26 protein-coding genes are annotated in these 26384 nt (G+C 71.7%); 12 read left to right on the forward strand and 14 right to left on the reverse strand.

The features are described from left to right. Positions 1-5: 5 nt before the first annotated feature. The 6 genes from QSK03_RS09770 to QSK03_RS09795 form a co-directional block, all read right to left on the reverse strand. Complete coding sequence (locus QSK03_RS09770) at positions 6-194, reverse strand: helix-turn-helix domain-containing protein (protein ID WP_285651010.1); 189 nt, start codon at positions 192-194, stop codon at positions 6-8. After that, positions 191-1864: a replication initiator gene (locus tag QSK03_RS09775; RefSeq protein ID WP_285651013.1), complete on the reverse strand. Its 1674-nt coding sequence runs from the start codon at positions 1862-1864 to the stop codon at positions 191-193. The genes QSK03_RS09770 and QSK03_RS09775 overlap by 4 nt, the downstream gene beginning before the upstream one ends. Next, complete coding sequence (locus tag QSK03_RS09780; RefSeq protein ID WP_285651016.1) at positions 1864-3405, reverse strand: FtsK/SpoIIIE domain-containing protein; 1542 nt, start codon at positions 3403-3405, stop codon at positions 1864-1866. Before QSK03_RS09780 ends, QSK03_RS09775 begins: the two co-directional genes overlap by 1 nt. Before the next feature lie 247 nt (positions 3406-3652). Then, positions 3653-4069, reverse strand: a complete 417-nt coding sequence (locus QSK03_RS09785) for a WhiB family transcriptional regulator (RefSeq protein ID WP_285651020.1) — start codon at positions 4067-4069, stop codon at positions 3653-3655. After that, the gene (locus tag QSK03_RS09790) at positions 4066-4320 is read right to left on the reverse strand and encodes a hypothetical protein (protein WP_285651022.1); all 255 of its coding nucleotides are present in this window, start codon (positions 4318-4320) and stop codon (positions 4066-4068) included. The genes QSK03_RS09785 and QSK03_RS09790 overlap by 4 nt, the downstream gene beginning before the upstream one ends. Next, complete coding sequence (locus QSK03_RS09795) at positions 4320-4769, reverse strand: plasmid replication, integration and excision activator (RefSeq protein ID WP_285651025.1); 450 nt, start codon at positions 4767-4769, stop codon at positions 4320-4322. Before QSK03_RS09795 ends, QSK03_RS09790 begins: the two co-directional genes overlap by 1 nt. Before the next feature lie 137 nt (positions 4770-4906). Here QSK03_RS09795 and QSK03_RS09800 point away from each other — a divergent pair, with 137 nt between their 5' ends. The 3 genes from QSK03_RS09800 (at position 4907) to QSK03_RS09810 (ending at position 8815) form a co-directional block, all read left to right on the forward strand. Continuing rightward, positions 4907-6127 (forward strand): helix-turn-helix domain-containing protein, encoded by a 1221-nt coding sequence (locus tag QSK03_RS09800; RefSeq protein ID WP_285651027.1) that lies wholly within the window; start codon positions 4907-4909, stop codon positions 6125-6127. Between the two features lie 44 nt (positions 6128-6171). Further along, complete coding sequence (locus QSK03_RS09805) at positions 6172-6648, forward strand: NUDIX domain-containing protein (RefSeq protein ID WP_285651029.1); 477 nt, start codon at positions 6172-6174, stop codon at positions 6646-6648. Positions 6649-8326: 1678 nt separating this feature from the next. Then, complete coding sequence (locus QSK03_RS09810) at positions 8327-8815, forward strand: hypothetical protein (protein ID WP_285651032.1); 489 nt, start codon at positions 8327-8329, stop codon at positions 8813-8815. A gap of 197 nt (positions 8816-9012) precedes the next feature. Here the strand turns inward: QSK03_RS09810 and QSK03_RS09815 are convergent, their stop codons facing one another. Further along, positions 9013-9981: an AraC-like ligand-binding domain-containing protein gene (locus tag QSK03_RS09815; protein ID WP_285651033.1), complete on the reverse strand. Its 969-nt coding sequence runs from the start codon at positions 9979-9981 to the stop codon at positions 9013-9015. Positions 9982-10144: 163 nt separating this feature from the next. Here QSK03_RS09815 and QSK03_RS09820 point away from each other — a divergent pair, with 163 nt between their 5' ends. Next, entirely contained in the window at positions 10145-11005 is an 861-nt protein-coding gene (locus QSK03_RS09820) for an alpha/beta hydrolase (protein WP_285651035.1), read from the forward strand. A gap of 374 nt (positions 11006-11379) precedes the next feature. Here the strand turns inward: QSK03_RS09820 and QSK03_RS09825 are convergent, their stop codons facing one another. The 3 genes from QSK03_RS09825 to QSK03_RS09835 form a co-directional block, all read right to left on the reverse strand. Continuing rightward, positions 11380-11637, reverse strand: coding sequence for a hypothetical protein (locus QSK03_RS09825; protein WP_285651037.1), 258 nt, complete (start codon positions 11635-11637; stop codon positions 11380-11382). 295 nt (positions 11638-11932) lie between these two features. Further along, complete coding sequence (locus QSK03_RS09830; RefSeq protein ID WP_285651040.1) at positions 11933-12112, reverse strand: YegP family protein; 180 nt, start codon at positions 12110-12112, stop codon at positions 11933-11935. A 128-nt stretch (positions 12113-12240) separates the two neighbouring features. Next, the gene (locus QSK03_RS09835; RefSeq protein WP_285651042.1) at positions 12241-12660 is read right to left on the reverse strand and encodes a limonene-1,2-epoxide hydrolase family protein; all 420 of its coding nucleotides are present in this window, start codon (positions 12658-12660) and stop codon (positions 12241-12243) included. A gap of 83 nt (positions 12661-12743) precedes the next feature. On the opposite strand from QSK03_RS09835, the gene QSK03_RS09840 reads away from it, so the two are divergent. Continuing rightward, positions 12744-13952, forward strand: a complete 1209-nt coding sequence (locus tag QSK03_RS09840; protein WP_285651045.1) for an acyl-CoA dehydrogenase family protein — start codon at positions 12744-12746, stop codon at positions 13950-13952. A gap of 53 nt (positions 13953-14005) precedes the next feature. Here QSK03_RS09840 and QSK03_RS09845 read toward each other — a convergent pair whose 3' ends face one another. Further along, a complete protein-coding gene (locus tag QSK03_RS09845) occupies positions 14006-15334 on the reverse strand; it encodes a cytochrome P450 (protein ID WP_285651047.1) in 1329 nt (442 codons plus the stop codon). 140 nt (positions 15335-15474) lie between these two features. On the opposite strand from QSK03_RS09845, the gene QSK03_RS09850 reads away from it, so the two are divergent. The 5 genes from QSK03_RS09850 (at position 15475) to QSK03_RS09870 (ending at position 23138) form a co-directional block, all read left to right on the forward strand. Continuing rightward, positions 15475-15879: an SRPBCC family protein gene (locus QSK03_RS09850; protein ID WP_285651049.1), complete on the forward strand. Its 405-nt coding sequence runs from the start codon at positions 15475-15477 to the stop codon at positions 15877-15879. Between the two features lie 15 nt (positions 15880-15894). Then, positions 15895-16431 carry a metallophosphoesterase family protein gene (locus QSK03_RS09855; protein WP_285651718.1) on the forward strand — a complete coding sequence of 179 codons (537 nt, stop codon included), beginning with the start codon at positions 15895-15897 and terminating at the stop codon, positions 16429-16431. Between the two features lie 335 nt (positions 16432-16766). Further along, positions 16767-19931 (forward strand): glycosyltransferase family 2 protein, encoded by a 3165-nt coding sequence (locus QSK03_RS09860; RefSeq protein WP_285651051.1) that lies wholly within the window; start codon positions 16767-16769, stop codon positions 19929-19931. Further along, the gene (gene glxA, locus QSK03_RS09865; RefSeq protein ID WP_285651053.1) at positions 19928-21886 is read left to right on the forward strand and encodes a radical copper oxidase GlxA; all 1959 of its coding nucleotides are present in this window, start codon (positions 19928-19930) and stop codon (positions 21884-21886) included. The genes QSK03_RS09860 and glxA overlap by 4 nt, the downstream gene beginning before the upstream one ends. 262 nt (positions 21887-22148) lie before the next feature. Continuing rightward, on the forward strand, positions 22149-23138 hold the full coding sequence (locus QSK03_RS09870) for a glycoside hydrolase family 6 protein (protein ID WP_285651056.1): 990 nt from the start codon (positions 22149-22151) through the stop codon (positions 23136-23138). Between the two features lie 42 nt (positions 23139-23180). Here the strand turns inward: QSK03_RS09870 and QSK03_RS09875 are convergent, their stop codons facing one another. From QSK03_RS09875 to QSK03_RS09885, 3 genes are read right to left on the reverse strand one after another with little or no spacing between them, the layout of a single operon-like run. Then, positions 23181-24044, reverse strand: a complete 864-nt coding sequence (locus QSK03_RS09875) for an NAD(P)-dependent oxidoreductase (RefSeq protein ID WP_285651059.1) — start codon at positions 24042-24044, stop codon at positions 23181-23183. 9 nt (positions 24045-24053) lie between these two features. Then, positions 24054-24635, reverse strand: coding sequence for a peroxidase-related enzyme (locus tag QSK03_RS09880; RefSeq protein WP_285651060.1), 582 nt, complete (start codon positions 24633-24635; stop codon positions 24054-24056). An 18-nt stretch (positions 24636-24653) separates the two neighbouring features. Further along, positions 24654-25163 carry a hypothetical protein gene (locus QSK03_RS09885; protein WP_285651062.1) on the reverse strand — a complete coding sequence of 170 codons (510 nt, stop codon included), beginning with the start codon at positions 25161-25163 and terminating at the stop codon, positions 24654-24656. Between the two features lie 148 nt (positions 25164-25311). On the opposite strand from QSK03_RS09885, the gene QSK03_RS09890 reads away from it, so the two are divergent. Together QSK03_RS09890 and QSK03_RS09895 are read left to right on the forward strand one after the other, a co-directional pair. Beyond that, a complete protein-coding gene (locus QSK03_RS09890; protein WP_285651065.1) occupies positions 25312-25650 on the forward strand; it encodes a DUF3024 domain-containing protein in 339 nt (112 codons plus the stop codon). Further along, on the forward strand, positions 25647-26264 hold the full coding sequence (locus QSK03_RS09895; RefSeq protein WP_285651067.1) for an NUDIX hydrolase: 618 nt from the start codon (positions 25647-25649) through the stop codon (positions 26262-26264). Before QSK03_RS09890 ends, QSK03_RS09895 begins: the two co-directional genes overlap by 4 nt. The last annotated feature ends 120 nt before the right edge of the window (positions 26265-26384 follow it).

Below are 26384 nucleotides of genomic sequence, written 5' to 3' on the forward strand. Positions count from 1 at the left end.
AGCGATCACGCCGCTTCCGGCTGGGTCGCCCAGGCCCGGACCTGGTCAGGCGCGTACCGGAGATGGCGACCGATCTTCCGCACCGGCGGACCCTCGCCGCGCCACTTCCATTGGTAGAGCGTCTTCACGGGGATGCCCAGGTACGCCGAGACGTCGTCGACCGACCAGAGGCCTTCCGTCGCGTTGGCTGTCACGCCGCTTCTCCTTGATCACGAGTTGCCGAGCCGATGTCGGTCTTGGCCTGGTCGTACTGCTCGCGCCACCGCCGTCGTTGGGCGATGGAGCGCAGCAGGAGTTGCAAGCGGTCCGGCTGGTCACGGTCGCGGGGACCGATGAGCTGCCAGTCGTAGCGGGCGAGGTCGCCGTCCTCGGTGTCGTGCTCGGCGGTGGCGCCGACGGCGCCGAGGACCTTGAGAACGTGGTCGCGGCGTTCGCCGCGATGCTCGGTGAGGGTCTTGCCGGACCACTTACGGGAGACCAGGCAGCGCCGGCCGCCGTAGCCGAGGTGCTCGCGCTTGTGGGCCTTCGCGCGGCATTGGCCGGGCACCATCCCCGGCTTCGGGTTGTCCGGCGTGATGCCGTGCAGCAGCCAGTTCGGGCACGACTCCGAGCACGGCTCCCACCGCAGCGCCTCAACCAGGCGGTCCATGTGCGCCGCGGACGCGGGGGTGTCGGGTCCGGCGGTCTCGCCGATGCTCTTGGTCAGGTACTTGGTCAGATACCGGATCGCCTTGTCCGACTTCTCCGTCCCCGAGAGGACGCCTTGGATGTCGACCTGGGTGCCGAACTCGATGACGTGCGCGGGGGCGGCGTCGGGGTCGTCGTCGAGCTCGTCGAGGGCCTGCTCCCAGGTCCGGAGCGGCTGACCACTGTCGGGGTCGACGTAGCAGGCCGGGTCGCGGGTCTCGTCCCAGACAGGCGGGTGGTCCTCGGTGTAGAGCGGCTGGTCGTGGTTCGGCCACCACACCTGGTGATAGGTCGCGGCCACAACCTGCTTGATGAGCCGGCGGGGGATGGTGCCGCGGATGGCGGCGTGTAGGTGCGGGGCGCCGCGGCGTTGGGGTTCTACGGCGGCGAAGTACTGCACGTTCCACCCGACGGCCCGGCGGAGGTTCTGCACGAAGCGGTCGAACAGCTCCCCGAGGTGGATCGCGTCGCGGGCGGCCCGTTGGTAGTCGTACCGCTCGGGGTTCTTGGGGGCGCCGTCGGCGCGGACCGGCCCGTAGGACGGCAGCGTGAGCGTGACGAACGTCGAGGGGCGGTAGGTCCGGCCGTTGGGTGCCTCGAACACCCGCCCCGTGGTCGTGGCCCGGACCGGGAGCCGGGGCAGATCGGGCACGTCCTGACGCCTCTTCGTCGAACGGGCACGGCGCTTCGGCTTGTCCTCCCCCTTGCCGCGAGGGGTCGATCCGCGGACGCCCTCGGCGCGGAGCATCTCGTCGGTCTGCTCGATGGCGGCTTCGACGTCGAGGACGCGGGTCATCTCGCCGGCCTCGAGGGCGTCGGCGTGGTCGTGCTCGAGGTCGGCCCGCTGCCCCAGCAGCGCCCGCTGCCGCACCGTCGGCTCCTCGGTCGGGGCCTCGGGCTCCTCGTCGAGGTGCCAGCCTTGCTGGGCCTGCCACATCCGCAGCCGCCGGGCCCGCTCCGCGCACGGCCCGCACACCGACGCGCGGGTCGCCCCGCAGGGGATCGGGACCACGGTCGTGGCACCGGTCTCCCGGTCGATCCGCCGGACCGCGAGGGGGCGGATGCAGGCCCCGACCTGCTCGGCGGCGCTCTGGGCGACCTCGCGCATCACCGGGCCGGTGAGCCTCCCGACCGGGGTCGGCCCGGCCGCGGCGGTGTCCTGCGCGTCGGTGCTCATCAGGACGCCTCCCGATCCTCGCCGGTGGGGCGCTTGCGTCGCCGCGGCTTGTCGGGGAGGTCGGCGACCTCGGGCAGCACCTCGCGGGTGGGCGAGGGGTAGGTGGCGGCGAGCCAGCGCAGTTGCTCGTCGTCGACGTAGGCGGCGCGGACCTTGGTGACGACCGTGGAGCCGTCCTCGACGAGGTAGCCGACACCCGGCGTGCTCATCGGGATGCGGTCGCACAGTGCCCCGCGCTCGCGGGCACCGTCACCGAGCACCATCGGCACCTCGGTCTTCTCGGCCAGCCGGAGCCCGATGCGGGTGGTGAACAGGTTGCGGACCTCCAGGACGTCCTTGCGGGGGTCCTGGACGCACCCGACGACCGAGACTCCGACCGCGCGGCCCTTGGTGAGCAACCGGCCCAGCGCCTGCTTGGCGCGCTCCTTGAGCGCCTTGTCGCTGATGTAGGCGGTCAGAGAAGCGATCTCGTCAACCAGCACGACGATGAGCGGGGCGTCCACCGTGGGGGTGTGCAGGCGCACGACGCCCGCGAGGGAACGGGCGCGCTCGGCGACCAGGTCGGCGGCGGCTTCCAGGGCCCGGACCATGTCCTCCTCGGTCTCGCAGGCGAGCAGGTGGAACAGGTCGCGGTAGAGCCCGAACTCCATGCCGCCCTTCGGGTCGATCCCGATCAGCCGCACCGTGCCGGCGCGGATGGCCGGGCCGAGCGCCACCAGCAGGGAGGCGACGACACTGGACTTGCCGGCTCCGGTCGCGCCGGCCACGAGCAGGTGGCGCCCGAGCAGGCGCAGCAGCCACGGTTCGCCGTCCTCGCGGCGGCCGAGGTGCAGCGCGGTGAGGTCCACCCCATGGGGCGCCTGCTCGGTCTCGGACCCCATGGGCGGGGCGATGGTGTCGAGCAGGGTGTCGGCGCAGATGACCCGCACCGAGATCCACCCGCGGCGCTGGTGGGGCAGGACGCGGACCTCCAGGGCGCGGAACTCGGCGCGTAGCGCGTCGGCAGCGGCGTCGAGGTGCTCGGTGGTGACCCCGGGGCAGAGCTGCACGGTGAGCAGGTCGGCGTGACGCCCGAGACGGACCCACAGCAGCCGCGGCACCCGGATGACGTGGTGGGCGTCGCGGGCGCGGACGTCGGCGGCCGCGAGCAGGTCTCGCCAGACCCAGCGGTAGCGGATGCGACGGATGAACCGCCATACCCGCGAGGCGACGAACCGTTCCCAGGTCTCGGGGTGGGCGCGGGACCAGGTGTAGAACGCGACGCCGACCAGCGCAACGCCCGCGAGCCCGGCACCGCGGCCCTGCACCGACCACACCACCGCGACGAGGGCGGTGGCGGCGGCCAGGACGGGGACGTAGGCCAGCAGCCATGCGGCCATGACCGTGCCCCACCCGGCGAGGACGAGCAGTCGCCCGACGGCGAGCAGGTCGCGGCGGCGCAGCCGCCCGAGGAAGGTCCGCGAGGGCTCGATGAGCGTGGGTTGGACGTCGGCGCGGCGACGGATGGTGGCGCCGCGCCCGACGGTGTGTCCGATCGGCATCAGAACTCAGTCCTTCCGGAGCGGTCGCGCCGCACAGGGCGGCCGGTCGTGGTGTGGTGGCGGTCGTGCCGGGGCGAGAGGTCGTCGGGTCCGGACCGGGGTCGCCGACGTCGGACGGGGACTACCGCGAGCGGGAAGAGGGCCTGTTGCGCGAGGTGCTCGGTGCAGCGGCGGGGCCGGTTGGTCGGGGTGTCGGGGTCGAGACGGGCGGCGCAGACCTCGCAGCGCGGCCCAGCCGGCGGGCGGCTCACGCCACCGCTCCTGACTCGCCGGTCGCGTCGAGGGCGAACGCTCGGGTGCGCAGGTCGGCATACAGCCGGGACCGGTCCCCCGCGGACAGGCCGCCGAACACGCAGTAGCGGGCGGTCGGAGACTCGCGGGCCATCGTGTCCGCGAGACACGTGTTCCGGACCGGGCAGCCGGCGCAGACCTGCTTGGCCTGCTCGATCCGCTCGACCCCGAGAGGTCCGCCGTCGGCGACGGGGAAGAACAGGGCCTCTTCCATGCCCGCGCAGGCGGCGTGCTCGTGCCAGTCGGGCACCGGTTGCCCGTCGAGGACCAGCTCCCGGACCACGGCGCGCAGCCGCTCGCGCGTCAATCGGCGCGCGGTACGGGGCGACGTCGCCTCGGTGACCTTCTTTGTGCCGTTGCTGGTGGTACTCATGCCGCACCGCCGATCGCCCGGTCCGTGGTGGGCGGGAGCCAGTGGGTGGCGTGCTCGACGAAGACCGTCAGCGCCGCGAGCAGCGACTGGGCCGCTTCCAGCTCCTCAAGGGTGACCTCGTCGAGGCGCCGCGCGGTCAGGGTGAGCACCACCCGGTGCTCGACGATCACGTCCAGGATCGGTGGCATGTCGTCGGGGAGGTGGACCTCGGCGCGCCCGACCGGGGTGAGACGGACCGAAAGCCCGGGCATCAGGCCGCCTCCCCGTTCTTCGCCTCGCCCTTGGGCTGGCCGGCACGCCGGGCGTCTCCACCAGGGGTGGGGGTGCGCATGCCGGTGGCGCGCAGGCTGAACGCGACCTTCGGGCGCGGGCCGTTCGTGTCGAGGTAGGGCGTGACCTCCAGGCCCTCGAACTCCACCGGGCGGAACGGCAGCCCGGGCAGCGCCTCGGGCGGGACCGGCTGGTACTCGGCCGCGATCTTGACGTCCACTGAGCGCTCGGCCTTGCGGGCCTCAGGGTCGGGGTCGTGGACACCCACGCCCCACACCGGCAGGCCGGTGATCTTGTCGATGGCCTGCACGAACTTCTCTCGTGTCGACCGGTCGTAGTCGGGAACGGGCTCCGCGCCGTCGGTGGTCATGAACGCCCCGTGCGGGAAGACGTCCTCCATCGAGACCCGAAGCCGCCGCTTGATCGCCATTCTGTTGCTCCAGTCCGCTGAATCCGACCCCGCGTGTCGGGGTCTGCAGCTAGCGTCAGAGCGGTTCCGGCGTTCGACCCGGAAGAAAATTCCGGGGTCCTCCGCGGGTGCGGGAGGAGGTTCTTGCCATGCGAGGGATGACCGAGTCACTGACCATCGGCGAGCGCGTGGCCTTCTACCGCCGTCGCCGCGGCCTGTCTCAGGAGGTCGTGGCCGGGCTGGTCGGCCGCACCGAGGACTGGCTGGGCAAGATCGAGAACAACCGAGCCGAGCTGGACCGGCTCTCGGTCATCCGCCGCTTCGCCGACGTCCTCGACGTCTCGCTCGGAGACCTCCTTGGAGAGCCCACTCTCCTCGACTGGACCGCCGAGACCGGCACCAGCACCGTCCCGGCTCTGCGCACCGCGCTCATGGACTACCGCCAGCTCAACGCCGTCCTGCGCCGTGCGGCACCGGCAAGCGAGCCGGCCGCGATGGCGTCGGTGGAGCGGGACGTGGCGGCCGTTTTCGACGCCTACCAGGCCTCGCGGTTCGGGTTCGTCACCAGCCGTGTCCCGCTGCTGCTCACCGACGCGCTCACCGCGGCGGACGCCTACGACGGCGACGAGGGCGAGCGCGCATATGCGATGTTGGCCCTGGCCTACCAGGTCGCGGCCTCGACTCTCACCAAGCTCGGTGAGTGCGACCTCGCGTGGATGGCCGCCGACCGGGGCCTGGCCGCCGCGCAGCGCTCCGGAAGCCTGCCAGTGATGGGCTCGCTGTTCCGGTCGGTGGTCCACTCGCTCCTCGCCACCGGTCGCTTCGACGCTGCCGCCCAGCTCACGGCCGACGGGTCGGACTATCTGTCGACCTCCCTCGGTGGCGCCGACGCGAACCTGTGGTCGGTCTACGGGTCGCTGTTCCTCGCGGGCGCCATGGCGTCGTCGCGGATGGACGACCGGACGATGCCCCGCGACTTCCTCGAGCATGCCCGCCGTGCAGCCGGCTATCTCGGTGGCGACGCCAACCACATGTGGACGGCATTCGGCCCGACCAATGTCGCGATCCACCGGGTCGCGACCGCGATGGAACTCGGGGACGTCCAGGTGGCCGCCGACCTTGGGCCGACCGTCGACACCACAGCGCTACCGACCGAGCGGCGCGTCCGGCACGCCCTGGAGACCGCCCGCGCCCTCTCGGTCTCCGGCCGCCGCGACCAAGCCCTAAGCACCGTCCTGGATGCCGAGCGCCTCGCACCCGAGCAGGTCCGGCACCACTTCATCAGCCGCCAACTCGTCCTGTCCTGGATGAAGAACCCGCGCGGCACCGTCACCACCGAGCTGGGCGCGCTCGCACACCGCCTCCGACTCGCCGCCTGACCGCTGCCAGACGTCATCCTGACGTCCACCAGTAGCCTCGGGGCGTGGCCGCACCAGAGGACACCTTCGCCACCCCACGGGTCGCCGCCGGGGCGTTGTTCGTCGACGCCGACGGCCGGGCGCTACTGGTCCACCCGACCTACAAGGACACCTGGGACATCCCGGGTGGGTACGTCGAGCGCGGTGAGTCTCCCGCGGCCGCGTGTCAACGTGAGGTTCGCGAGGAGCTAGCCCTCGACCGAGAGCCGCGCCGGCTCGCTGCGGTCGACTGGGCGCCGAATGAGCGCGAGGGCGACAAGCTCCTGTTCGTCTTCGACTGCGGTCCCCTCGGCGACGACGAGGCTCGTATTAAGCTCGACGGCAGCGAGCTCGACCGCTGGGAATGGGTCCCCGCCGACCAACTTAACGACTACTTGATCCCGCGCCTCGCGCGTCGTGTGCGATCCCTGCTGACCGGAGACGGCGGAACTGGGGCCTACTTCGAGCACGGCACGCCCTTCCCGGGATCGGCACTCGTCTAAGCGATACGTGGGTTCGCGCTCAAGGCCGCGCAGGCCGAGCGGAACAACGGTGGACCCGACTTCGTCGGAGGGTCTGCCGGCCCCGGAGCGTCGCACGGGCTGACTCCCGATCAAGAGTGCTGCGCATCGCTACGCGACGGACTCCGTCCGCTCTTGACCGCGAGCCTCCACGCCCGTGTCCCTGCGCTCCAAGCGTGGCGGGGGCAGCACCCCGCCACCCCGACCGGGGCCGACAGCCCGCCCTAGGCTTATCGCGAGCAGTTTACTCGGTCGGCAAGTGCTCGACAATCCGGACAGGAACGACGAGGCTAAGCCGTCGTGGCCACGCGAAATAGGAACGAAGAAACCTGCGCACTGTGCAACGAGAACCCCTCGACGCCGGAGGGTGAACATGTGATCCCCAAGCGCCTACTCCGAGCATTCTTTCCGGCAACGTCAGGACCCTTCGAGATTCAAGGGGGGCGAACTTACCCAGAGTTCCAAGCGATTAAGCTCGCGTGCTGCCTGAGATGCAATGGCATCCTCAATCAAAGATTCGAGAACCCTGGTGGCGACCCCGCTATCCGTCTGTTGGAGCACGGCGATATCACAGAGCTGGGCCAGAACCGCTCATACTCAACTCGCCTCTGGATTCTGAAGACATGGCTACTGCTTGCTCACCCACGTACGGAGTACAAAGTTCTTGATCCACGGCCACCCGCCTGGACTCACGTACCCGAAGAGGTCTTCAATTGGACGGTGACGGACGCCGGGCCTCCCACCGGGTTGAGCGCCTGGGCCTTCAAGCACACGCCGAACGTCCGTACGGACTCCGAGGACCTTCCGCGCATTGTTCTTCCCGAGGTCGCTACAGAGTCGAGCCACCATACGTTTCAAGTCTTAGATCTCTCGATTGCAATGGTAAACGTCGTGATTGTCTATCATCCCGGCTGGGCCATCTACCATCCTGGCGTAGCAAGCAGAGCGGTGGAACAAGTCTGGCCGGCGGTGCCCCATACTCCGTTGGCTCCGCTACCGGTTCGGGAACGTGCAGCCGTCAAGTGGTGGACTCCCGGACCGTACATTCAGCTGCCGTCCGAACTACTGAGGGCAGACACCCTGCCGCCTCTTGAACCCAACGTGCCTCCAGAAGAGCTTGTCGCAGGGATCGCGACGGGCGGTGGAGCCCCACGAGTCGGTTAGCACGGCCCGCGGCGCTGACGAATCGACCTCAAATCACTGCAGCTGCCCGGGACGAGCTCGTCAGCGCACCGTCCGAACAGTCATCGGGGACCGACGGTGTGATCGCCTCCCAAGCTCCGGTGAGGATTGCTCCATTGGGGTGGACTTTACCTGTCCTTGGCCTTGCTCTACGTAAGATTCAGCACGCAGGTGGAGCAGTTGCGCGTACTACCTCCGGGGGGGGGGCTTGATGGAGACTTGGATCGTCCAATTCACAGGCCAATACTGGACCTTCTATCGACAGGGCTCGAACGCAAGCCCTATCCCCGCACCAAATCGAGACACGGCCATCGAGTGGGTGCGGAGAAGAGCCGTTCCCAACAGTCCTCTGTTGATCGTTGGAGCCAACGGCGAGGTCCTAGACAGAACTGCCGTCTCCTCCTACCCCACCCAACAGCCATTGAGCTATTCACCCTCCAACGGCTTAGCCACTCCAAGCCCGCCGGTTCCGAGAGTCATGCCGGGGCCGGCGAGCCAAGCGGCTTCTTTCGCGCGGCAGATCGACCGAGAAGGTGAGACCTGGGACAAGGTTATTGAATGGGTGGTACCCATCGTGGGAGCTACGTTTGGCTCGCTGCTCTCGCCGGAACTCGCGAACGCAGGCAGTTGGTTCGCAATTTTTATCGCGACCCTTACATGGTCGGGCGGGTGCGCCGCTGCGACCTACCTCATCATGAGCCATAAGATGAATGGCGCACAAATGGTTGGTACGGTCGCCACATCCCTCTTAGGTGCCCTGGCCGTAGCGTGCATCTTGGGCTACGGCGTGCTTGACGTCAGCGACACGTTGACTCAAGTTAACGGCCACGTTCCCCCGATCTTCACAATACCGGTCGCCTTCCTTGGTGCCGCAGTGCTCACTTACGGTCCCGTCGGAGCGTTATTGAGCGCCGGAATTGGAATCTGGCTAGGCCATCGCTTTCTTCAACACTTTCCACCACAATGAATGACGGGCGCTCCGAGCGCGCGCTGCGATAGCGCTTTGCCGAATTGACCTCTCATCAGTCAAGGCGGCGCCTTCGGCGCCGCGCCGGCCAGGGCCCTCGGCCCTGGCCTCCCACTCCGTTCCGGCGGGCCGGGGCCTGGCCGACTAGCGAGAATCAGCGCGCCTGACTGACGAATGAGAATTTTGGTAGCGCCGAGTCAGCACATGTCGGTAGGGGCCGCCCGGCGCCACTCCGCTGGGGTGAAGCCAAAGGTCTGCCGGAAGACTCGCCCGAAGTGCGATGGGTCGACGAATCCCCAGCGGCGTCCGACGGTGGCGACTGCCTGGTGGGCATAGCGCGGGTCTCGAAGTTCCTGGCGGCACGCTTCGAGCCGTTGCTCCTGGATCGTCGCTCGCAGGCTGCTGATCCCGGCGTCCGCGAGAACGGCATAGAGGTGCCGGACGGAGATGTGGTGCGCGGCGGCGATGCGCTGCGGGCCGAGGTCGCGCTCCTGCAGGTGGTCACGCACGTACCGCGTCACGCGAAGGACCAAGGTGTTGTCCAGCGACGCCTGGGCGTCCCTATCGGCCCCGCCGTGGACCGCGAGCAGGGCCCGAATCAGCTCGATGGCGGGTTCCGCGATACGACGCGCGGCGTCAGGGTGGTCGAGAGCGTCCGAGGTCGCGAGACTGCCGAAGAAGGACCCCACCGCCGGAGCCAGCGGATTGGAGTCTGCGCCGATGCGGGCCGCCAGCAACGGACGGAGACGTCGGTCAGGGAGGGCCAGGGCATCGCGGGGAATGCGGATGTAGTGCAGCTCGGTGAGTTCTCGATTCTCCACCGTGTACGGGCGAGTGCTGTCGTAGACCGTCATATCGCCGGGCCGCAGGACCGCCTGGCTACCGCCCTGCTCGACGACAGTGGTTCCGGCGACCTGAACGGCGAGAAAGAGCTGCCCTTCGTGGTCGCGGCGTACGAGTGCCGGCGTGCGGTGCAGGGCGTTCGCGCTCGAGCGGGCCGACGAGAAGTTGACCTGGCCGGCCTGTCCTACGCGGAACTCGACATCGATGTCCGCTGGGTTCGGCGCGAACGTCATCTCGACAGGTAGGACGCTCGACCAGATCGTCTCGTAGAGGAAGTCGATGCGATCCCGCGCTGGTACATCAGCGATGCTCAGAGACAGCACGTGACCAACTCCTGACGAGGGGTGAACGACCCCGGCATCGAGCGGCCGCGGGGCCGTGTCCTGCACGGATGGCACACCGTCGTGCGCAATCAGCCCACTCGAAAGCTCCCCCTCTGTCCATGGTCGAACCACCGCATCCGGTTCGACCAGCAGGAGGAATCCCATGACGGAAACGACTCTCTCGCCTACGCAGGGCGAGCAGCAGGAGATCGAACGAGCCAACGCATCGGGCAAGCAGCCGGTCGTGTTCGTCCACGGCCTGTGGCTGCTGGACTCCAGCTGGGACCGCTGGGCCGCGCTGTTCGAGGACGCCGGCTACGTCGCCGTCACCCCGGGCTGGCCCGATGACCCGCTCTCGGTGGAGGAGGCACACGCGCACCCCGAAGTGTTCGCCGGCAAGAGCGTCGGAGACGTAGCCGCCTACCAGCAGATGATTATCGAACGGCTGGACCGCAAGCCAGCACTGATCGGGCATTCCTTCGGCGGGGTCCTGGTCCAGATTCTCGCCGGACGGGGACTCTCGGCGGCGACCTGTGCGGTCGACCCGGCGCCGTCCCGCGGCGTGCTTCCCCTCCCGATCGCTGCGCTCAAGTCCGCGTCGCCCGTGCTGGCGAACCCGGCGAACAGGCACCGCGCGGTGACGCTGACCTTCGACCAGTTCCGATTCGGCTTCGCCAACGCCGTGTCGGAGGACGAGGCACGCGAGCTCTACGAGCAGTTCCATGTCGCGGGCTCCGGCATCCCGCTGTTCCAGGCAGCCTTCGCCAACCTCAACCCGGCCACCGAGGTCAAGGCCGAGAAGACCCGGGACGACAGGGGACCCATGCTCGTCATCTCCGGCGAGCTCGACCACCAAGCACCCCACGCCATCGCCAAGGCGACCTACGACGCCCAGCTGCGCAACGAACACTTCCCCACCGAGTTCACCGAGATTCCCGGGCGTGGCCACTCCCTGACGATCGACTCGGGCTGGGAGGAGGTGGCCCGCACCTGCCTCGACTTCATCAGCCGCTTCGTGAAGTAGCGCTGCCTTCGAGTCGACGAGCGCGCCGACGTCGGACCGGACGAGCGTCGGTCCGACGTCGCCGTGGTGTTCGGGTCCTCCGCTCCGAGCTTGGGCCGCTGGCGCTCGGGACGTGGGCTCGACTGATCACCGGCATCTGATCAGAGTCAGCCGGTCGCCAGGCCGTCGCCAGGCCGTCGGAGGTCGGGGAGGGCCGAGCCGAGCTGAGAACTGTCGAGCAGCTCCGGCCCAGCTCGGAGGGGGTCCACCCGACCTTGGCGCAGGTCGCCCAGAGGCGCCAGCAAGATCTACGACATCTTCGAGGGCACCGAGCAGATCCAGCAGCTCGTCATCGCCCGCGCCATCAGCGGGCGCCACATCGCCTAGTCAGAGGCCTACGACTCGCTGTGCCGCCAGGGTCCCCGCGGGTGCGGGATCGCCACGGGGTGGTGGCGGGCGATCCGCACGTCGGCGTGGGGCTCTCCCGCCACGGACAGGTCGCGCCGCCGGCGGTCGGCCTCGCAGTGGGCCGTCGCCAGCGGATATGGGCCGTACGCGTCGCGGAATCGTCCCGCGTGGTCGGCGACGACCACGAGGTACTCGGCGGAGCCGTCGTGACGGTCCCCGCTCCTCGGATGAGCCTGTCCGTCCATCCACTCCCCCCGGCGGACCGGCCACGATGGTGTGGACGTTCGTCCAGCGGGCCCACCGTGGGTTCGTGCGCGCCGTTCGGATGCGGCTGCACGAGTGACGGGCAGTGGATATACCCGCCGACGGGGTAAAGGGAAACAGCCGGTCGTGCCCAACTTGCGTCCGGCCGTCAGATTTCTCGCTCGACGGACAGAGTGGTGTCCTGGGCGTCCGCCCGGGCCCACTCGGACGGGTGACACCCGGCCGGGCCGCGAGGCGCGTCCGGCCGGGTGTCACCCGTCCCCGGCCGTCACCGCCTCAGGTGGTCTCCTCGATCGGGGCGCCCTGCGCGGCCTTCTGGACGGACTCGCAGCCCTTCTTGGCCGCGGCCCGCGTCTCGTAGGCCTCGCCGGACGCGACGATCTGACCGTTGCTGGCCTTGAGGCGGAACCGGAACTTCCCGGCCTTGTCCTCGTACACCTCGAACTTCCCCGCCATGACGTCCCTCCGCTCGGTGCTGAACGTGCCGGTCGAGGGCGGACGCTAGCGCGAACGGGCGCATCGTGGGGGTACCGAGCGGGCGGCGTGTGGCGCCGTGGGCTGCGACGACGCGACGACGCGACGATCTACGACCGGCGCACCAGCGACACGAGCGCCCGCCCCGCCCCGGTGATCAGCGCACCGGTGACGGCGGCCCAGTCGAAGTAGTCGCGCCACAGCGTGATCCGCCCGTCGTGCACCTCGAACGTGCCGCACACCCAGAACGACGTCCGCAGGCGACCGACCTCGATGGTGTCCGTGCGCTCGGTCAGCACGACCGGGCCGTCGGCGGCCACGCGGTGGTTCTCGGCGCCGAAGCCGGTGGCGCGCGCGGTGAGCATCCCGAGCACGCGCCGGGTCGCGGCGATCCCGCGCGCGGGCGGCAGCGACACGTTCTCGTAGACGACCGCGGGGTCCAGGCGGGCGCACGCCGCGTCGAGGTCGAGGCGCTCGAGGTCGGCGAGGAAGGCGCGCACGACGGTCGCGGGATCGGTCGGATCGGTCAACGGAGCACTCCCGGGTGGCGTGGCGGGCAGGGTGACGGGGAACCGTGCCCGCCGTACCCACCGTGCCAGGCCGAGGAGCGCCGATGACCGCCGACAGCAGCGTGGACAGCGACGGTCCGCTCACCGAGGCGCTCGGGACCGACTTCTTCTCGGTGCGCCGCCGGTTCACCGACGCGCAGTGGGACACGTTCATGGCCGTGCGCCGCTACGTGGACCGCGTGGTGAGCCCGGCCGCCCCCGCCGCGTGGGACGCCGCGGAGATGCCGTGGGAGGTCATCAAGGGCCTGCCCGAGCTGGACGTCGTCGGCGACGACATCGAGGGCTACGGGTGCCCCGGCCACGACCCGCTCACGAGCGGCCTCGTCGCCATGGAGCTCGCGCGCGGCGACGGCAGCCTCGCCACCTTCCACGCCGTGCAGTCGGGCCTCGCGATGAAGTCGATCGCCATGCTCGGCTCCGAGGAGCAGAAGCAGGAGTTCCTGCCGGCGATGGCCCGGCTCGACCTCGTCGGGGCGTTCGGGCTGACCGAGCCCGAGCACGGGTCGGACTCCGTGTCGCTGGAGACCACGGCGCGCCGCGACGGTGACGACTGGGTGATCGACGGCCGCAAGCGCTGGATCGGCAACGGCAGCATCGCCGGCCGCACCGTGGTGTGGGCGCGCGACGCCGAGACCCGCACGGTGCTCGGCTTCATCGTCGACACGACGACCCCGGGCTACGAGGCCGAGGTGATCCCGCGCAAGGGCTCGATGCGCTCGGTGTGGCAGGCCGACATCCGCCTCGACGGGGTGCGGGTGCCCGACCGCGACCGGCTCCCGGGCGCCGAGAGCTTCAAGGACACCGGCCGCGTGCTGGCGACCACCCGCGGGACCTGCGCCTGGATGGCGCTCGGGCACGCGACCGCCGGCTACGACGCGGCGCTGCGCTACGTCATGGAGCGCCACCAGTTCGGCCAGCCGCTGGCGGCGTCGCAGATCGTGCAGGAGCGGCTGGTGCAGATGCTCGCCGAGCTCACCGGCATGCAGCTCTACTGCATGCAGATCGCCCAGCTCGCCGAGGACGACGACCTGGCGCCGACGATCGCCGGGCTCGCCAAGATGAACAACACGCGCAAGGCCCGCTGGGTGCTCGCGCACGCCCGCGACCTGCTCGGCGGCAACGGGATCCTGCTCGACAACCACGTCATGCGGCACATGGCCGACATCGAGTCGATCCACACCTTCGAGGGCACCGAGACCATCCAGACCCTCATCGTGGGCCGGGAGATCACCGGCTACAGCGCCTTCACCTGAGTGCGCCTCCGGCGCACGTGAGCAGAAATGCGCGCCAGAGCGCTCATTTCCGCTCACACGCGCGACGCGCTCACCGCCGGCTCGAGGCGCACGGGCATCTCGGCGTACCCGCGCAGGATGCGGGTCGGGCGCCGGCGGGCGGGGCCGGCCGGGGCCAGCCGCGGGTGGCGCTCGAACAGGGCGCGCAGCGCCACCTCGCCCTCCATCCGCGCGAGCTGGGCGCCCAGGCAGAAGTGCGGCCCGCTGGAGAAGGCCAGGTGGTCCTTCGCGTTCGTGCGGGCGACGTCGAAGGTCGCGGGGTCGTCGAACACCCGCGGGTCGCGGTTGGCGCCCGCCAGCACGGTGACGACGAGCCCGCCCGCGGACACGGGGACGCCGGCGACCTCGGTGTCGACCGTGGCGCGGCGCGCCGTGCGCTCCACCGGCGGGTCGAAGCGCAGGATCTCGTCGACGGCGTTGGACCACCGCTCGGGCTCGGCCACCAGCCGTTCGCGCTGCTCGGGGTGGGCGAAGAGCTGAGCGGTGCCGTTGCCGATGAGGTTGACGGTCGTCTCGAAGCCCGCGGCCAGCACGAGCAGCGCGGTGGACACGAGCTCCTGCTCGGTCAGCCCGGTGCCGTCGTCGTCGACCTGCGTGACGATGCTCGAGAGCAGGTCGTCACCGGGCTCGCGGCGCAGCCGGCGCAGGTGCTCGCGCATCCAGTCGTTGAGCGCGGCGAGGTGGCGCTCCATCGACGCGTGCGCACGGCGGGTCAGGCCCATGTCCAGCGACGTGGCCGCGCCGTCGCCCCACTCGAGGAACTGGTCGCGCATCGAGGCCGGCACCCCGAGCATCTCGCTGATGACCGTGACCGGCAGCAGGCTCGCGTAGCGGGCGACGAGGTCGACGGTGTGCCCGTCACCGTCGCGGGCCGCGCGGTCCATGTCGTCGAGCAGCTCCTGGGCGACCTCGCTGGTCCGCTCGCGCAGCGCGGCGACCCGCTTGGCGGTGAAGGCGCGGCTGACGAGCTTGCGGTAGCGCGGGTGGTCCGGCGCGTCGACGGCGAGCATCGAGGGCGGCTCGATCGGCCCGGGGTTGCGCGGCGGGCCGGCGAGGGCCAGGGCCGCCTTGGCCGGTCCGGGCACCACCGACGTGGGGTTGGTGACCCCGAACCCGTCGCTGCGCAGCACCGCGGTCGCGACGTCGTGGTGCACGGTCATCCGCGCGAACGCGCCGGGCGCGAAGGGATAGGACGCCCGGATCGCCTCGTAGTGCGGGAACGGGTCGGCCTGCATGTCGGGGTCGAGCAGCAGGCGGGCGTCGGGGTTGCCCGCCCGCACCTGGCGGCGGATCGCCGCGCGCATCAGCCCGTGCGTCGCGCCCCAGCGCAGGGTCGTGCCCACCGAGCTGGACCTGACGGCTTCCGACAGCGACACGGCGACCTCCCGCGGTCGATCGGTACGTGGACGTACCGGGTGTTCGCCGAAACCATACTCGGAGTATGTGTTCGTCGTCCAGGCCCGTCGCGGGTACGTCCACGGCCGTGCAGACGACGCTGCGGGCGACCGGTCCGCTCCCCGCCGACCAGGCGTGGGAGCGCTACGCCGACCTCGACCTCTGGAGCCGGTGGGCGCCCCAGATCACCGGGGTCACCGCGGAGCACCGGCGGCTGCGGCCCGGACTGCGGGGCACGGTCCGGGCCGCGGGCGTCGTCGGACTCCCCTTCGAGGTCACGGCCGTCGACGAGGAGGCCCGCACCTGGTCGTGGCGGGTGCGTGCGGGACCGGTGACGCTGCACCTCGACCACGGCGTCGAGGACGCCCGCGCCGACGACGGCCCGCGCGTGCGGTCGCGGACGTGGCTGCGCACCACCGGTCCGGCGCCGGTCGTCCTGCCGTACGCGCCGATCGCGCTCGTCGCCCTGCACGCGCTGCTGTTGGAGCGCTGACGCCTGATGGCATCCGTGCGCCTCCTGCTCACCACCGACACCCACCTCACGCCGCGGTACCCGAACCGGGAGCTGCCCGCCGAGCTCTGGGAGCGGATCGACGCCGCCGACGTCGTCGTGCACGCGGGCGACTGGATGGACCCGGAGCTGCTCGACGGCTTCGAGCGGCGCTCCCGCCGGCTCGTGGCGTGCTGGGGCAACAACGACGGCGACGACCTGCGCGCCCACCTGCCCGAGACCGCGGTCGCCGACGTCGGTGGGCTGCGCCTGGCCGTCACCCACGAGACCGGCTCGGCGGCCGGCCGCGAGCGCCGCTGCGACGCGCGCTTCGGACCGGGGAGCGCGACGCCGGTCGACGTGCTCGTGTTCGGGCACAGCCACATCCCGTGGGACACGACGACACCGGGCGGTGTCCGGTTGCTCAACCCCGGATCGCCCACGGAGCGTCGCCGCCAGCCGGTGTGCACCTACATGACGGCGGAGATCCGGGACGGCGATCTGCTGGACGTGACGCAGCACGCGCTCGCACCCGGTGCGGTGCGGCGAGACTGACGCGCTACCGTCTGTCGTCGACCGTGAGCGGTGATCACGGGCCCCTGACGGCGCCTCCGTGTCCTCCGTTCGGTGGAACACAGCGCGATGTCGGCGGGTCACGGGCCACCGATGGAGGCGGTCAACCGTCCCCCTCGGTGAGCACGGTGGGTGATGCCCTTACCGTTTCCGGGACCGATGGAACACCAGAGGTCCGGACGACCGGGTGACCGGACAGGAGGACGGCACGTCGGCGGTACCGCCTCCCCGCGGGTCCGCGAGGGGTGCGACGACGACGGGAGGCTCGTGATCACTGCCGGTGCTGCGGTGTCACGAGGATCGAGACGAAACGGCCGATGACCCTTCTTGCCGAGCGACCCCCGGACGAGGTCGACGAGTCGGAACTCGTCGTCGGCCGTCGTATCCAGGAGTTCTCTCAGCTCGCCGGGCCGATCCGGGAGCCCGATCCCGTCGACGGCCCGTACCAGGTCGCCTACCGCGGCGTGGACGCGGTGCACGGCAAGGGCCGGGTGGCCCGCTCGCTGCTCGTCGCCGGCCTGAACTTCGCCTTCGAGGCCCTGTTCTTCCTCTGGCTGCTGCACCCGTCGCACCGGCCGCCGGTCATCGGCTCGACCTTCGCGATCTACGCGAACTGGGTCGTCATCGGCTCGATCGGCCTCATGGAGCTCCTGCGGCTGATCAACGTCTTCTCCCTGTCGCTCGCGTCGGTGATCAGCCGCGACCCGGTGCCGGTCCCGCCCGAGCCCGACCGGCGCGTCGCCTTCCTCACCACGATCGTCCCCAGCAAGGAACCCATCGACGTCGTGCGCGGCACGCTGCAGGCGGCGCTGCGCATCCAGTACGACGGGATCCTCGACGTCTGGATCCTCGACGAGGGTGACGACCCGGACGTCAAGGCGATGTGCCGCGAGCTGGGGGTCAACCACTTCACCCGCAAGGGCATCGACAAGTACAACCAGCGCAAGGGCGCCTACAAGGCGAAGACCAAGCACGGCAACTACAACGCCTGGGTCGCCGAGCACGGCGACTCCTACGAGGTGTTCCTGTCGGTCGACCCCGACCACGTGCCGCTGCCCAACTACGCCGAACGCATCCTGGGCTACTTCCGCGACCCCGACGTCGCCTACGTCGTCGGCCCGCAGTGCTACGCGAACGACGAGACGTTCGTGACGCGCGCCGCGGAGTCCCAGCAGTTCCCGTTCCACTCGCTGATCCAGCGCGCGGCCAACCGCTACAACGCCGCGATGCTGGTGGGCACCAACAACGCCATCCGCATCAGCTCGCTCAAGCGCATCGGCGGCCTGTCCGACTCGATCACCGAGGACATGGCCACCGGGCTGAAGTTCCACACCCGCCGCAACCCCGACTCCGGGCGCCGGTGGAAGTCGGTCTACACGCCCGACGTGCTGGCCGTCGGCGAGGGCCCGTCGTCCTGGGGCGACTTCTTCTCCCAGCAGATGCGCTGGTCGCGCGGCACCTTCGAGGTCCTCCTCAAGGAGATGGTCTTCCGGCTGCCGCGCCTGTCGCCGGGCCGCGCGCTGCACTACATCCTCATCACGACCTTCTACCCGTCGATGGCGATCGGCTGGGTGCTGGGCGCGGTCAACGCCTGCCTCTTCCTGGCCCTGGGGGTCCAGGGCGTCGTCGTGCCGGTGCAGCTGTGGCTCGCGCTCTACGTGGACGCCACCGCGTTCCAGCTGTGGGTCTACCTGCGCAACCGGCGGTACAACGTCAGCCCCTACGAGGCCGAGGGCTCCTCGGGCGTCAAGGGCATGCTGATGTCGATCTTCGCGGCGCCGATCTTCGCGGCCTCGCTGATCGCCACGCTGCTGCGCCTGCCCGCGCGCTTCGTCGTCACGCCCAAGGGCCTGTCGTCGAGCGCCGACCACATCCTGACCTTCCGGCGCCACCTGCAGTGGGCGGCGCTCTTGGTCGGCGCGATCGTGCTCGCGATCCTGCAGGGCTACGCGACGCCCGCGGTCCTGCTGTGGCCGGCCGTGGCGCTGGCCGCGTGCCTGGCGCCGCCGATCCTCTGCCTCGTCGAGCGCATCGTCGGCCGGCAGCCGGCGATCGAATCGGTGCCGGTGCTCGCCGACGGTCGCTCCGGTGTCACCACCGAGTCGCTCGAGCGGGCCGCGCTCGACGCGCTGCTGGCCGCGGGCAGCACCACCCGGCGCTCCCCGATCCCGGAGGCGATCGCCGCCGGCGACCCGGCGTTCACGCCGGCCGGTGCGCGTCCCGCGGTCGCGCTCAACGGCGACCTGCCCGCGGGCTGGGTGCGGACGTCCTCGCTCTCCCGCCGCGGTGCCGACGAGTCCTCGCCGTCCCCGTCCCCGTCCCCGTCCCCGCGTCCCGCTGACGGCCGTCCCTCGCCGGCGCGCCGCCCGTCGCCGGAGAAGGGCGTCGACCCGGCGCCGTCGCCCGTGCCGCGCAACCGCCCCTCGCCGGTGCCCCAGGGCCAGCCGCAGCCGGGTCAGCCGGGTCAGCCGCAGCCGGGCCAGCCGGGCCAGCCGGGTCAGCCGGGTCAGCCGGGTCAGCCGGGTCGGCGGCCCGGGCTGCGGCCGGTGCCCCAGCACGCCGCCCAGCAGCCTCCGTCCCCGCAGCCGTCGCCGCAGCCGTCGCCGCAGCCGAAGGCGCCGCAGGGACCGCAGCCGCAGGGCCCGCAGGGTCCCCAGCCGCAGGCTCCGCAGGGGCCCCAGCCGCAGGGTCCGGCGGCGCCGGGCGGTCCGCCGGCGCCGCAGGGCCCGCAGCCCGGCCGGCACACCGGACGCCGGCCGGCCCCCGGTCCCGCCGACCGTCCGGCCGCGCCGCCCGCCGGCCCCGGACGTCCCGCGCCGACGCCGGGCGCCCGGCCCCGCCCGACACCGACCCCCCGTCCCGGCCCCGCTCCGTTCCCGCCCCCGGGCCACCCCGCCGAGCGCCCGGCGGCGGCCGAGCAGCCGGGTCAGCCGGGCCAGCCGGGTCAGCCGGGTCAGCCGGGTCAGCCGGGCCAGCGACCGGTCGCGCCCGCGGCCGCCGAGCAGCAGGGTCCGGCCCGGCCGGGTGCACCCCGTCCCGAGCCCCGTCCCGACCGGTCGGACGACCGTCCGGACGCCCGCCCCGGGATCGTGCCCGAGGGCGGACGACCGACCCCGTCGCCGTCCGCGCGTCCGGACACGGGCGCCGAGGGCCGTCCGTCGCCCGCACCGTCACCGCGGCCCACGCCACGGCGTGAGCAGTCACCGACGCCGATGCCGGCGGCCGCCGAGCACGCCGCGGCGAACGGGACGAACGGGACACCAGGGGTGAACCCGGTCTCGGCAGGGTCTAGCATCAGTAACGAATCGGCAAAGCGGCACGACGGACGAGACGGTGGGACGCGCGCGTCCGATGCCGTCTCGCTCAACGCCCCGACGGTCGCGGTCCGCGTGGTGGCGCTGGCCGCGGTGGCCGGCCCGTCCCGCCACCCCGGTGCCGAGGTGCCGGCGGAGACCGAAGGGCGACGAACGGAGGCGAGTTGATCGAGCAGGGGCTGACCAGACGGGTCAAACGCTTCCTGCTCCTCATCGTCGTCCCGGCGGTCATGCTCGGCGTGAACGTGCCGCCGGCCTGGGCCTGGATCTCCGAGCTCCGCCACCAACGGCTGATCAACAGCCAGGAGTACAAGCAGCAGTACGGCAAGTGGGACGTCGTCGACCTCCCCGACGACCAGAAGGTCAACGCGATCCACGCCGCGGTGCTGCCGACCGGGCGCATCCTCCTCATCGCCGGATCGGGCAACAAGGAGGACATGTTCAACGCGGGGACGTTCAAGAGCCTCGTCTACGACCCGGCCACCGGGCGCAGCCGCGTCATCCCGACACCGGACGACATGTTCTGCGCCGGGCACACCTTTCTCGCCAACGGCAACCTGCTCATCGCCGGCGGGACCCAGCGCTACGAGCGCCTCGACGGCGCGGTCACCCACGCCGCGGGCGGGCTGACGGTCAAGAACGAGAACCCGGACGCGGCGCCGCAGAACTTCGCGGCCGGGACGGAGTTCCGCTCGCCCGAGGGCCTGATCTACCGCGCCACGCACCCGTTCGTCGTCCAACCGGCGGCCAAGATCGCCACCCGGCGCGGCGCCACGGTGACGGCCAGCGAGACCGTCGTGTTCGCCGAGGCCGTCGACGTCGGCGCGCAGTACATCGCCGTCGGGCCGAAGCAGTACACGATCAACGGCGTGCCCGCGGCCGAGGCGCAGAACCTCTACGCGCTGGGCCAGGCGATGACCCTGGAGAAGCAGGACTACCAGGGCATCGAGCAGAGCTACGAGTTCAACCCGTTCACCGAGGCCTACGAGCGCGTCGGCGACATGGTCTTCAAGCGCTGGTACCCGACGCTGACGGGCCTCGCGAACGGCAGCGTCATCTCGGTGTCGGGCCTCGACGGCACCGGCGAGATCCTCAACGGGCAGAACGAGATCTACGACCCGGTCACACGGCGCTGGACCGAGCGCAAGGACCTCACGCAGTACTTCCCGAGCTACCCGGCGCTGTTCCAGACCGCGCGGGAGAACGTGCTCTTCTACTCCGGCGCGAACGCCGGCTACGGGCCCGCCGAGCAGGGCCGCGTACCCGGGTTCTGGAACCTGCGCACCAACCTCCTCACCCCGGTCCCCGGCATCCGTGACCCCGACCTGCTGGAGACGGCGGGCTCGGCGTGGGTCGGCCCGGTGCAGGACCAGCGGATCGCGGTCGTCGGTGGTGGCGGGGTCGGCGAGAGCCCGCGCTCGACGGGCCGGATCGACACCATCGACCTCGACGGCCCGACCCCGACCTGGCAGCCGGGCCCGTCGCTGCCCGAGGGCACCCGCTACCCGAACCTCACGACGTTGCCGGACGACTCGCTGCTCATCAGCAACGGCTCGCGGGACTACCGCGGCAAGGGCGCCTCGGACAACCACAACGCCCGCATCTACCGGCCGCAGACCAACACGCTGGACAACGCCGCCGATCCGCAGGTGGGTCGCAACTACCACTCGGCGGGCCTGCTGCTGCCCGACGGCCGGGTGATGACCGTGGGCTCCGACCCCCTGTTCAACGACGCGGCCGGCACGATCCCGGGCACCTTCGAGCAGCGCATCGAGATCTACACGCCGCCGTACCTGTTCCGGGGCCAGCAGCCGACCATCGCCGACGCGCCGCAGACCGTCGCGCTCGGGCAGACGGTCGACGTCGCGACGCCCGACGCCGCCCGCATCGCGAGCGCGCGCCTCATGGCGCCGATGGCGTCCACGCACGTCACGGACACCGGGCAGCGGTCCATCGCGCTGGACCTGCAGAAGCGCGACGGCGCCGTGTCGGTGACGGTGCCCGAGGACCGGACGATCGCCCTGCCCGGCCGGTACATGCTCTTCCTCGTCGACGACCGCGGCGTCCCGTCCACGGCCCGCTGGGTCGACGTGCCGGCGGCCGGCGACACCGAGGCGGCGTGACCCGTGTCGCACGCGATCGGGTCCCCGACGCGCCGGGACGGCCGCGACGCGCGGTGGGCCGCCGAGCGGACAGCTCGCCGCGGTGGGCGGTCCATCCCCCCACAGAGGCGCTACGAACGCACCTGAGAGCCTGACTCCGGATGGCCGAGAGGCCGCGAGCAGGACGCGAGAAGGCCGGACGACACGACCGAGCGGGACGGAATCGATGATGCAGGACCAGGACACGCACCGCGGGGCCGGACCGATGACGAGGACCAGGCTCATGGCGGGCGCGCTGGCCGCGATCGCCGCGCTCGGTCTCTCGGCATGTGGCGGCGGCGAGAGCGGCGGAGGCGGCGGAGGCCAGGGCCCGGCGGTCCCGCCGGCGGCCTCGGAGTTCTTCGTCGACCCCTCCTCGGCGGCGGCCAAGCAGATCGAGCAGTGGCGCGGCGAGGGACGCACCCAGGACGCGGCGGCCCTCGAGAAGATCGCCCGCCAGCCCGTGGCGATCTGGCCGACCGGCGAGCAGGGCGGGGTCGAGGGCGAGGTGTCGGGCGTGATGTCGCAGGCCCGCGCCGCCGGCCGGACCCCGGTCCTGACGGCCTACAACATCCCCAACCGCGACTGCGGCCAGTACTCCAGCGGCGGCGCCGAGAACGAGGGCGCGTACCGCGACTGGCTGGGCGCCTTCGCCCGCGGCATGGGCGGCAACCGCGCGGTCGTCGTCCTCGAGCCCGACGCCCTGCCCCAGACGCTGACCAACTGCGAGGGCGAGGGCCAGCAGGAGGGCCGCGAGGAGCTGCTCTCCGAGGCCGTGCGCACGCTGTCGCAGGCGGGCGGCGAGGTCTACATCGACGCCGGCAACCCGGGCTTCGTGACCGACGTCGGCAAGCTGGCCGACGGGCTGCGGAAGTCGGGTGTCGAGCAGGCGGCGGGCTTCGCGCTGAACGTCTCGAACTTCATGAACACCGACCAGGTGCGGGCCTACGGCGACCGGGTGTCCAGCCAGGTGGGCAACGCCCGCTACGTGATCGACACCAGCCGCAACGGCAACGGCGACTACAACGGCCCGGACCAGCCGACGTGGTGCAACCCGCCCGGCCGCGCCCTCGGCACCCCGCCGACCCGCGACACCGGTTCGCAGCGCGTGGCCGCGTACCTGTGGGTCAAGGAGCCCGGCGACTCCGACGGCGACTGCCGCGGCGCCCCGACCGCCGGCGACTTCTGGCCGCAGTACGCCCTGGAGCTGGCCAACAACACCCCCGGCGCCTGACACCATGTGAGCAGTTGGCGCCCCCATAGGGGCGCCAACTGCTCACGAGGATCGGTAGCCGTACCAGACCGAGGCCATGTCGTCCGCGCCGTGACCGGCGAGGGAGGCGGCGGCGCCCCGGTCGCGCATCGAGCGGGCCAGCGTCGAGTCGGTGCCGTGGTCGTCCATCGCGGCGATGATCAGGTCGAGGTCCTTGATCATGCCGTCGAGCTCGAACGACGGCGTGAAGTCCTCGTCGATGATCGCCTTGCCCTTGAGCTGCACGTAGGGCGCGTCGACGGCCTGGCCCGCGACGGCGTCGAGGAAGGCCTGCGGCTCGAGGCCCAGCGCCTTCGTCAGGGCCATCGACTGGGCGATGCCGTTGACCATCGTGCCGACCCAGGCGTTGACGGCGAGCTTGAGCCTGCTGCCCTGCCCCGTCTCCTCGCCGACCCACTGGGTCGCGCTGCCGACGGCGTCCAGGACCGGCGCCACCTTCTCCCGCAGCGACGACGGCCCGGACGCGAGGATCACGAGCTTCCCGTTCTCGGCGGGCGCCTTGGTGCCGATGACCGGCGCGTCGACGATCGCGACGCCCTTCTGCTCGGCGAGCGCAGTCAGGCGCCGCGCGCCCTCGATGCCGACCGTGCTGGTCTGCAGCCACACCGCGCCCTCGCGGGCGGCGTCGAGGGCGGAGTCCATGACGTCGACGACGGAGTCGGTGTCGAACAGCATGGTGATCACGACGTCGGCGGCGGCGACCGCGTCGGCGGCCGAGTCGGCCACCCGGGCCCCGTCGTCGGCCAGGGGCTTCGCCTTGTCGGGGTTGCGGTTCCAGACCGTGACCTCGTGGCCCTCGCGGAGCAGGCTGCGGGCCATCCCCGCGCCCATGATCCCGATGCCGAGAACGGCGACGCTTGAGCTCATGTCCGCCGCCTACCCCCGCGCCTGACGGCCCATGCCGAAGAACTCGGGGTTGGGCTTCAGCGCCGTGAGGTGGGCGAGGCGGTTCGACATCGCGAACAGCGCGGTGATCGCCCCGACGTCCCAGATCTCCTCGTCGGTCAGGCCGGCGTCCCGCGCGGCGTCGAGGTCGTCCTCGGAGAGCGACGCGGAGTCCAGCGCGAGCGAGAGCGCGAGGTCGACGATCGCGCGCCGGCGCGGGTCGAGCGCGGCGCCGTAGGGGTTGATGCCGACGTGGTCGGCGAGCTCCGGCTCCTTGCTGCGGATGCGCAGGATCGCGCCGTGGGCGACCACGCAGTAGGTGCAGTGGTTGGCGCCGGAGGTCGCGACGATCACCAGCTCGCGCTCGGCCTTTGACAGCGGCGACTCCCGCTCCATGAGCGCGTCGTGGTAGTCGAGGAACGCCCGCAGCTCCAGGGGTCGGTGCCCGAGGGCGCGGAAGATGTTGGGCACGAAGCCCGAGCGCTCGGCGATCGCGCCGACGCGCTCGCGGAGGTCGTCGGGCAGGTCGTCGAGCTCGACGACGGGGAAGCGGCTGATGGGCTCGTCGGTCACGGCCTCCGACGGTAATCCTCAGCCCGGGGGACGGAAGGTGATCCCGCAGCGCTCCTGGGTGACCTGCTGGATGCGGCTCACCGCGGGGGTCGCCTCCTGCTGGAGGCGCGCGAGCGTGGCCCGGTCGATGCGGGACGGGTCGCCGCCGGTCGCGGCGAGGGAGTCCAGCGCCTGGTTCGTCAGCGACTGCACGGTGCGCCACTCGCCGGCGATCTCGGGCGGGGCGACGGCGACGAGGTCGGCGACCTGGCGCCGGGCGGCGTCCGCGGACGCGGGCACGCCGTTCTGGCCGGCGCCGGGCGCGGACTGCTCGGCCTGCACGCGCGTGACCGTGTCGCAGTACTGCCGCACGGCGGGGTCGGGCGTCGCGGGCGCGGCGGAGGTCGCGGCCGGGGCGCTCGACGCCGCGGGGTCGGGCGTCCCGCCGCCGCAGGCCGCGACACCGAGCACGAGACCGACGGCCGTGACGGCCGTGGCCACCGAGGTGGTGACGCGCGCGCGCCGATCGAGACCCGTCCCAGCGCCCACGCCCGCTCGCCTCCCTGCACCCGTTGCGGTCGGCGCATCGTGGCAGGCGCCCGGGGTCACCCGGAGGGCGGGTCGCCCGTCCGGGCTCGTCCACGAGGTGCTGCGGGCCACTCCCGGCGGCCGGGGCGGCCGTGTCAGAGTGAGTGCCGTGGACGTCCCCGAGGAGCACCGCGCGCTCGTGCGGCAGTGGTGCGCGCGCCGTGTCCCGGAGGGACAGCGCGACCAGGTGCGCATCTCCTACACCGAGCGCGCCGGGCGCATCACGCTCTCCGCGCGCCGGGCACCGGTGTTCCCCGAGCTCGGGACGGGCTGGACCACCGAGCCGATCGCCCAGCTGCGCCTCGTCCCCGACGAGGAGCGCTGGATCCTGCTCTGGCCGGACTCGAGCGGCCGCTGGCACCGCTACCCCGACGAGTCCAAGGCGAGCTCGCCCGCGCCGCTGCTCGACATCGTCGACGCCGACCCGACGGGCATCTTCTGGGGATGACGCACCCCTCCGCGGCGGAGGTGGCCGCGCGCGTCCGCGGCCACGACCGCGACGACCGGCGCACCGTCCACCGCCCCGACCTGCGCGCGGCGGCGGTCGCCGTCGTGGTGCTCGACGACCCCGGCCGCGGCCCGGGCGTGCTGCTCACGCGCCGCACGTCGCGGCTGCGCGACCACCCGGGCCAGTTCGCGCTGCCGGGCGGCTCGGTCGACGCCGGCGAGGACGTGGTCACCGCCGCGCGCCGCGAGCTCGACGAGGAGCTGGGCCTGCGCCTCGGTGCCGACACCGTGCTGGGCCTGCTCGACGACTACCCGACGCGGTCCGGGTTCGTGATCACCCCGGTCGTGATGGCGGCGCCGGGCGCGGTGGCCGACCTGCGGCCGTCGCCGGACGAGGTCTCCGAGCTCTTCCACATCACGCTCGACGAGCTGGACGTCGACCCGCTCTTCCACACGATCGAGGAGTCCCCGCGCCCGGTGGTGCAGATGCCGCTGGTCGGGCACTTCATCCACGCCCCGACCGCGGCCGTCCTGCTGCAGTTCCGGGAGGTCGCCCTGCACGGACGGACCACCCGCGTCGACGGCCTCGAGCAGCCGGTGTTCGCCTGGCGCTGATCGGCGGGCGGATCGTTACAGGGCAGTGACGCATGCGACGGATCGATGCGCCTGTGGGCGAGGAGTGGTTACCTGGAATGTGCTCTACGGCTTGCCCGTGGTCCACTCGAGAACACTGAG

Source organism: Actinomycetospora sp. NBRC 106375, from assembly GCF_030269665.1.
Taxonomy (GTDB): domain Bacteria; phylum Actinomycetota; class Actinomycetes; order Mycobacteriales; family Pseudonocardiaceae; genus Actinomycetospora.